Raw genomic sequence first — 8,238 nt, forward strand, 5'->3', positions numbered from 1 at the left:
GACGGCGCGAACGAACGGGAGCCACGGCATGGCGCAGGCGTACAGGGCGGACCGGGTGTCCACGGCGGAGGCCGACGACCCGGAATCCGGCCGGCGCCCCGCGGCCCGGTTCCTCGGGGTGCGCGGCTGGGGCCGCGACGCCCGCGGCGCCACCACCTGGCGGCGCGGCCTGCTGCTCGCCGTCCTGGCCCTGCTCACCGGCGCCCTGATGGCCTTCCACGCCGAGGTGCCGAACAGCGCCGGCAACCTCGGCAGCCTGCTGGAGACCTTCCTGCCCTGGGTGGGCCTGGCCGTACCCGTGCTGCTCGTCCCCGCCCTGCTGCGCCGCTCCGCCACCGCGCTGCTCGCGCTGCTGGTGCCGACGGTGATCTGGGCCAACATGTTCGGCGGCGCGCTCACCGACAAGGGCGGCGGCACCGGCGACTTCACGGTGGTCAGCCACAACGTCGCCGCCGTCAACGCCGACCCCCAGGGCACCGCGCGGATGCTGGAGGACTCCGGCGCGCAGATCGTCGCGCTCCAGGAGCTGGCCGGCCGGCCGCTGCGCACCTACGAGTCCGAGCTGGCCGACAGCTACCCGTACCACGCCGTGGAGGGCACCGTCGGGCTCTGGTCCAAGTACCCGATCGGCGACGTCCAGGTGGTCGACATCAAGATGGGCTGGACCAGGGCGTTCCGGGCCCAGGTGGACACCCCGAAGGGCCCGGTCGCGGTGTACGTCGCGCACCTGCCGTCGGTCCGGCTCAAGGCGGAGGGCGGGTTCACCGTCAACCAGCGGGACGTCAGCGCCCAGCTGCTCGGCGACGCCATCGAGGCCGAGCCGCTGAAGAAGGTGCTGCTGCTCGGCGACCTCAACGGCACCATGAACGACCGCAGCCTGGCGCCGGTCACCTCGCAGATGCGCTCCGCCCAGGGCGCGGCCGGCGACGGCTTCGGCTTCAGCTGGCCGGCGTCCCTCCCGATGGCCCGGATCGACCAGATCATGAGCAAGGGCGGGCTGGAGCCCACCGACTCGCGGACCCTGGAGCGGGACGGCAGCGACCACCTCGCGGTGGCCGCCACCTACCGCTACTAGCCTCTGATCAGCCCTGGCGCCACCGGTTGGTGATCGGCAGCCGGCGGTCCCGGCCGAAGCCCTTGACCGAGATCTTCGGGCCCGGCGGGTACTGCCGCCGCTTGTACTCGGCGGTGTCCACCAGCCGCACCACCCGGTCCACCACGGCCGGGTCGAAGCCCGCCGCCACGATCGCGTCCCGGCCCTGGTCGCCCTCGACGTAGAGGTCGAGGACGGTGTCCAGCAGGTCGTAGTCGGGCAGCGAGTCGGTGTCCTTCTGGTCCGGCCGCAGCTCGGCGGACGGCGGCTTGGAGATGGTGTTCTCCGGGATCGGCGGCACCTCGCCGAGCCGCTCGGCCTCCTCGTTGCGCCAGCGGGCCAGCCGGAAGATCAGCGACTTGTAGACGTCCTTGATCGGGCCGTACGCGCCGACCGAGTCGCCGTACAGGGTCGAGTAGCCGACCGCCAGCTCGCTCTTGTTGCCGGGCGCGAGCACGATGTGCCCCTCCTGGTTGGAGATCGCCATCAGCAGGGTGCCGCGCAGCCGGGACTGCAGGTTCTCCTCGGCCAGGCCGGTCAGCTCGGTGGCCGCCATGTAGGCGTCGAACATCGGGGCGATCGGCACGGTGCGGAAGTTCAGCCCGGTGCGGTGGGCCAGCTCGGCGGCGTCGTCCCGGGAGTGCTGCGAGGAGTAGTGGCTCGGCATCGAGACGCAGTACACGTTCGCGGCGCCGATCGCGTCCACCGCGAGGGCGGCCACCACGGCCGAGTCGATGCCACCGGACAGGCCGATCAGCACCGAGCGGAAGCCGTTCTTGCGGACGTAGGCCCGGGTGCCGGAGACCAGCGCGGACCAGATCTCCGCCTCGTCGCCGATCCGCGGCGCGACCCCGGCGGACACCGGCGCGGCGGGCGCCGGCGCGGGCTCGCCGCCCAGCTCGGCGCGGACCAGGTGCAGGCCGTCGGCGAGCAGCAGCCCGTCGGTGTGGTCGCCGCTCGCGGCCGGCAGGTCGAGGTCCAGCACCAGCAGGTGCTCCTCGAACTGCGGCGAGCGGGCCAGCACCTCGCCGTCCGGGGCGACCACGATCGAGTCGCCGTCGAAGACCAGCTCGTCCTGGCCGCCGACCATGTTCACGTAGGCGAGCGCGCAGCCCGCCTCGGCGGCCCGGCGGCGGACCAGCTCCAGCCGGGCGTCGTCCTTGTTCCGCTCGTACGGCGAACCGTTGATCACCAGCAGCAGGCCCGCCCCGGCCTCGCGGGCGGCGGTCACCCGGCCGCCGTCCTGCCAGATGTCCTCGCAGATCGCCAGCGCGACGTCCACCCCGTGCAGCCGCACCACCGGCAGCTGGTCGCCGGGGACGAACCAGCGGTACTCGTCGAACACGCCGTAGTTCGGCAGGTGGTGCTTGGCGAACCGGGTGGCCACCTCGCCCCGGAACAGCACGGCGGCGCAGTTCTGCGGCGAGCCGGCCGGCCGCCCGAACCGCGGCGAGGCCTGCTCGGAACGTCCGAGGTACCCCACCACCACGGGCACCTCGCCGAGCCCCTCCGCCGCGAGCCGCGCGGCCAGCTCGACCAGCCCGGCCCGCGACGCCTCGACGAACGAGCGGCGCAGCGCGAGGTCCTCGACCGGGTACCCGGTCAGGACCATCTCGGGGAACGCGACCAGCTGGGCACCGGCCTCGGCGGCCTGCTTGGTCCAGTGCACCACCTCATCGCTGTTGCGTGCGATGTCACCGACCCACGGGTCGGTCTGGCAGAGGGCGAGACGGAGATTGGGCATGCCACCGAGTCTAATCGTCGAACTGACGCAATGTCTCGGCCGGGGTCGCCACTGCGCCCGGCGGCGGGGATCCGCCATGATGGGGACAACCGCTTCCGGGCGGCTCCAGGGCGTAACACGAACGTAAAGAGCAGAGGTGAGACTGTCCTCATGGGCAAGCAGCAGGAGTTCGTGCTTCGGACGCTCGAAGAGCGTGACATCCGGTTCGTCCGGCTGTGGTTCACCGACGTCCTGGGGTTCCTGAAGTCGGTCGCGGTGGCGCCGGCCGAACTGGAGCAGGCCTTCGAGGAGGGCATCGGCTTCGACGGCTCGGCGATCGAGGGCTTCGCCCGGGTCTACGAGTCCGACATGATCGCCAAGCCGGACCCGACCACCTTCCAGATCCTGCCGTGGCGCTCGGAGACCCCGGGCACCGCCCGGATGTTCTGCGACATCCTGATGCCGGACGGCTCGCCCTCCTACGCCGACCCGCGGTTCGTGCTGAAGCGCACCCTGGAGAAGGCCTCCGCCCAGGGCTTCACCTTCTACACCCACCCCGAGATCGAGTTCTTCCTGCTGAAGAACCTGCCCGGTGACGGCACCGCCCCGATCCCCGCCGACCAGTCCGGCTACTTCGACCACACGCCGCGCGGGGTGGGCCACGACTTCCGCCGCCAGGCGATCACCATGCTGGAGTCGATGGGCATCTCGGTGGAGTTCTCCCACCACGAGGGCGCCCCCGGCCAGCAGGAGATCGACCTGCGGTACGCCGACGCGCTCTCCACCGCGGACAACATCATGACCTTCCGGCTGGTGATGAAGGAGGTCGCGCTGGAGCAGGGCGTCTACGCCAGCTTCATGCCCAAGCCGTTCTCCGACCACCCGGGCTCGGGCATGCACACCCACCTCTCGCTCTTCGAGGGCGACCGCAACGCCTTCCACGAGTCCGGCGCCGAGTACCAGCTCTCCAAGGTCGGCCGCTCCTTCATCGCCGGCCTGCTGCGGCACGCCGCCGAGACCGCCGCCGTCACCAACCAGTGGGTGAACTCCTACAAGCGGATCTGGGGCGGCTCCCAGCGCACCGCCGGCGCCGGCGGCGAGGCCCCCTCCTACATCTGCTGGGGCCACAACAACCGCTCCGCGCTGATCCGCGTCCCGATGTACAAGCCGGGCAAGCAGGGCTCCACCCGCGTCGAGGTCCGCTCCCTCGACACCGGCTGCAACCCCTACCTCGCCTACGCCGTCACCCTCGCCGCCGGCCTCAAGGGCATCGAGGAGGGCTACGAACTCCCGCCCGGCGCCGACGACGACGTCTGGGCCCTCACCGACGCCGAACGCCGCGCCCTCGGCATCCAGCCCATGCCCCAGAACCTCGGCGAGGCGATCGACCTCATGCAGCGCAGCGAACTCGTCGCCGAAACCCTCGGCGAGCACGTCTTCGACTTCTTCCTGCGCAACAAGAAGCAGGAGTGGGAGGAGTACCGCTCCGAGGTCACCCCGTTCGAGCTGCGCAAGAACCTTCAGGTGCTGTAGTCGCAGGTCAGGGTGGGTTTTGGGCTGAGTGAGGCCCCCGGGTCGGCGGTGCGCAACCGCCGACCCGGGGACCACTTCAGTCCGCCTGGGCCGTCTGTGGGCCGTCAGGCATCGGATCGGTGGCCCATCCGAGCGTTTCGTAGAGCCGGTCGACGGCCCGGCGGGTCCGGCCGTCGCTGCTCGGCATCAGGTGGGTGTAGACCCGCAGGGTGAACCCGGGGTCGCTGTGCCCCAGGTACTTGCTCAGCGCCTTCACGTTCTCGCCGGCGTCCAGCAGGACGGTGGCGTAGAAGTGCCGGAGGGCGTGCATGCCGTCCTCCCGGGACGCCTGGTGCCGCTTCCCCTTCTCGGGCTCGGGGATGACACCGGCCGCGACGAGAGCGGGCTTCCACGCGTACGTGTTGAAGTCGGCCCGCCGCACCGGCCCACCTCCTTCTCGGGAGAAGAGCAGCCGCTTCGTCACCGGGGGACCGTCCGGGGTGAGCCACGGCAGCGTCACCTCGTCCGGCGGGAACGCCTTCATATGGGCCTTGAAGAGGCGACCGACCTGCGTGGGGAGCGGTACGTCCCGGACCTTCCCGCGCTTCGGTGGGGCGAACACCAGACGCCCGCCGATGACCTTGACCTGGTAGCCGACGTGCAGCCATCCGGTGTCGAACCCGATCTCGTCGACCGGGAGGCCGAAGATCTCCCCCTGCCGCAGTCCGCATCCGCCGCCGGCGTCCGCCATCGCTCGGTACCGTTCCGGCAGACCCGCACGCACGGCGTCCACTCGGTCCGCCAGCCACGGACGGACCCGCCCCGGCGCCCGGCCGGGGGCGGTGACCGACCGGGAACGGCATGGGTTCGTCGTTCGCAGCTGGTCCTCGACGGCCGCCGTGAAGATGCCGGAGACGCTCCCGAAGATGACCCGGCGGTACGACGACGCCGGGACCGCCTTCTCCAACTCCGCCAGCCACTCCCGGATGTGGGACGGCAGGAACGAGTCCATCGGGCGCGGGCCCAGGTACGGGATCGCGTGCCGACGGATCTGGGCGTGCACCGAGGCCCGGGTGTTGAGGTCGGTGTGCTGTGACTCCAGCCACTTCTCCGCGTACTGCTTGAAGGTGACCCGAGCCGCCTTCGGGTCGACGTACTGGCCGCGCGACATGTCGGCCTCGATCCGGGTCAGCCAGTCCTCGGCCAGCCGCTTCTGACGGTCCGGGAAGGACTTGGACTTCTCCGTGCCGTCGGGGCCGACGTAGCGGGCGCGGTAGCGCTTGCCGGTGCCGTAGCGGTCGGTGCGGACGCGGCGCGGCTTGCCGTTGGGGCCGGGCTCGGTCTTGTACCAGCGGTCCTGGATGTGTCCTGCCATTGATCAAGCCGCCTGTTCGTTCTGCTCGGCCGCCCATTCGGCGACGGCCTGGGGGTGGTAGCGGACGTGCCGACCGACCCGGAAGCCGGGCGGCCCCGTGCGCCTGCGGCGCCACTGGTAGACGGTCTCCAGCGGCACGCCGAAGATCCGGGCGATGTCCTCGGGTTCGAGGTAGCGGTCGGGGAGGGGGCGGACGACCGTTGCGGTACCGCCGCGTTGGCCCCTTGCGGGCATGCGGATACCTCCGGCGAGAGGTTCGGATGGTGAACGCGGAGTGTGGTGGACCCTCTCGCAGACGGAGGTGGAGGGCGGAAAGTGTCAGGGATGTCAGAGGAAAACGCTGACCTGCGGCTTTGGCTCTTGGCAGGGCGTCAGGGATTGTCAGGGATGTCAGGGAAAGGGGCTGTTTCCCTGACATCCCTGACAATCCCTGACGCCGTGTCCAGAGCCGTTTTGGCTGGTCAGAGCTTTGCCCTGACATCCCTGACGGTTACTGGGTCTCGGTCCCGTCCATGGGCGTGTTCGCGGCGGGGTGGACACGGAACGTGACGGCTTGCGGGCGGCCTCGCTGGCCGGTGGGCGCGTGCTGGTCGGTGCGGAGCCAGCCGTGCTGTTCGAGGAGGGCGAGGGCGGGTTCGACGTCGGCGACCTTCTTGAAGCGGCGGCTGCTGGCGACGGCGTCGTGGGCCTTGAGGTGGGTGCGGTGGGTGCCGTCCTTCTTCGGGCGGCGGAGCCATTGGAGGAGGGCGTGGGCGTCCTCGGTGGCGGGGTCGGCGGCGATGAGGTCGAAGACGGCGAGGGTGTGGGCGGTGTAGTACTCGGCGATCTCGGCGGCCCGCTCGACGGTGGCGGCCTGGAGGGGCGCGCGCCAGTCGTTGGTGACGTGGTCGGCGAGGTGGAGGAGGACGGCGATGCGGGCGATGTGGCCGACGAGCTTGCCGGCCCAGTCCTTGATGTGGGCGAGCGGTTCGTCCGGGCGGAGCTGGACCTCGAACTTCTCCTGGAGCTTCTCCACGGCGAGGTCGGCGGCCTCGGTCATCGTGACGGTGACCGGCTCGTCGAGGGCGGTGAGCGTGTGCAGGAGCGCGGTGAGGCGCAGGTCGTAGGCGGCGGCGACCTGCTCCGGAATGGGGGTGGTGCGGATCTTGCGGTAGCCGAGGTTGGAGGGCGGCAGGGAGTACAGGAAGCGGGCGAGCAGGCCACGGTCCCGGGCGCCCGGGGCGGCGCCGAGCTCCTGGAGCACGGCGGGCTGCGGGGTGACGCCGATCGTCAGCGCGGGCTTGTCGACGGTGGGCTGCTCGCGGGTGATCCGGTCGGCCTGCAGGCGCTCGCCCTTGTGGGCCTGGAGGAACACGCCCAGGTTCGGCTTGCTGCTGTAGCGGCCGACGATGCTGTCGAACAGGTCGCCTTCGGGGGAGAGCGCGGCCAGGCAGCGGTGCACGCCGAGCTGGTGGGTGACGGTCTCGGGGGTGATGTCCCCGGACAGCGTGAGGCGCGGGCTGGGCGGGACCACGATCTCGTCGGCCAGCATCCGGGCGCCGGAGATCTCGGCGACCAGGTGCGCGCGGTCGAGGTCGGGGTTCTTGCGGGCCCTGGCCATGAGCGCGTCGACCTCCGCGAGCGCGGTCTCCTTGGCGGTCTCGGCCTCGATGATCCGGGCCCGGGCGTCGGCGCGCAGCTCGTCCTCGACGCGGTAGACCGGTGCGGTCATGGAGGCGAAGACGTCGGACTTGCGGCTGGCCGGGGGCATGGCGCACACCAGGTAGAGGTTGGACTGCTCGCGCCAGCCGGGACGGATCTCCACCCCGACCCGCCCGCCGGCGGCCGTCGACAGCGCGGCGAGGCCCATGGTGGCGGCCATGTCGGGCGGGGTCTGGGTGAACTCCGCCACCGCCTCCACGTAGGCGCCGACCCACGCCGGGAGGGCGTGGACGGGGAAGGTCGGCAGGGTGCCGTGGGAGCCGAGCGGGACGGGGTCGAGCCAGCTCTCGCCGGTGGCGAGGTCGGCGAGCGCGGCCAGGGCGGCGGCGCGCACATCGTCCAGGTCGGCCCCACCGTCGCCAGCCATGTGAGCCAGACGGCTGGTCGCGGTGTTGATCCGCCGGCGCTCGGCGGCCACGCGCACGACCTCGGCGTAGTAGTCACCGTTCGCCGCGGTCGGGGTGGCCTCGATGCAGGCGTGCAGGTAGCCGGGCCCGCCGACGCGCCCGAGGTCGCCCTGCGCGCGCAGGACACCGGTCAGCAGCAGCGGGTCCACCGGCCGCTCCCCGCCGGCCATGCGGGTGATGGCACGCCAGATCGTCTCGTGCGCGGGGTGGTAGAACGCGCCGGGGTCGCCGAGCTGGGCGGCCAGCGCGGGGATCTGGACGGGGTCGAGCAGGGCTGCGCCGATGACGGCCTGTTCGGCGGCCTTGATCTCGGCGGGTTCGGGCCGGAACGGGATCACGTTCGGGTGCGCGGACTCAGCGCTCAATGTGTGGCTCCTTTCGTACGGAGCGGGGCGGCCCGCACCCGGGCGATGCCGGGCGCGGGCCG

6 protein-coding genes are annotated in these 8,238 nt (G+C 71.7%); 2 read left to right on the plus strand and 4 right to left on the minus strand.

The window, feature by feature from the left end; all coding sequences use genetic code 11:
• The first annotated feature begins 28 nt into the window (after positions 1-28).
• Positions 29-1,075 carry an endonuclease/exonuclease/phosphatase family protein gene (locus ABD308_RS18555; protein WP_344335849.1) on the plus strand — a complete coding sequence of 349 codons (1,047 nt, stop codon included), beginning with the start codon at positions 29-31 and terminating at the stop codon, positions 1,073-1,075.
• A gap of 7 nt (positions 1,076-1,082) precedes the next feature.
• Here ABD308_RS18555 and ABD308_RS18560 read toward each other — a convergent pair whose 3' ends face one another.
• Positions 1,083-2,837, minus strand: coding sequence for an NAD+ synthase (locus ABD308_RS18560; RefSeq protein ID WP_344335851.1), 1,755 nt, complete (start codon positions 2,835-2,837; stop codon positions 1,083-1,085).
• Positions 2,838-2,987: 150 nt separating this feature from the next.
• On the opposite strand from ABD308_RS18560, the gene ABD308_RS18565 reads away from it, so the two are divergent.
• Positions 2,988-4,349 (plus strand): glutamine synthetase family protein, encoded by a 1,362-nt coding sequence (locus ABD308_RS18565; protein WP_344335853.1) that lies wholly within the window; start codon positions 2,988-2,990, stop codon positions 4,347-4,349.
• A 76-nt stretch (positions 4,350-4,425) separates the two neighbouring features.
• On the opposite strand, the gene ABD308_RS18570 is transcribed toward ABD308_RS18565, so the two are convergent.
• The 3 genes from ABD308_RS18570 to ABD308_RS18580 all read right to left on the minus strand — a co-directional run bounded on the left by ABD308_RS18570 (position 4,426) and on the right by ABD308_RS18580 (position 8,176).
• On the minus strand, positions 4,426-5,703 hold the full coding sequence (locus ABD308_RS18570; protein ID WP_344335854.1) for a tyrosine-type recombinase/integrase: 1,278 nt from the start codon (positions 5,701-5,703) through the stop codon (positions 4,426-4,428).
• Between the two features lie 3 nt (positions 5,704-5,706).
• Entirely contained in the window at positions 5,707-5,937 is a 231-nt protein-coding gene (locus tag ABD308_RS18575; RefSeq protein ID WP_344335856.1) for a helix-turn-helix domain-containing protein, read from the minus strand.
• A 256-nt stretch (positions 5,938-6,193) separates the two neighbouring features.
• Positions 6,194-8,176, minus strand: a complete 1,983-nt coding sequence (locus tag ABD308_RS18580; RefSeq protein ID WP_344335858.1) for a DUF3987 domain-containing protein — start codon at positions 8,174-8,176, stop codon at positions 6,194-6,196.
• Positions 8,177-8,238 lie beyond the last annotated feature (62 nt).

The sequence above is a fragment of the Kitasatospora putterlickiae genome, assembly GCF_039527695.1.
Taxonomy (GTDB): Bacteria; Actinomycetota; Actinomycetes; order Streptomycetales; family Streptomycetaceae; genus Kitasatospora; species Kitasatospora putterlickiae.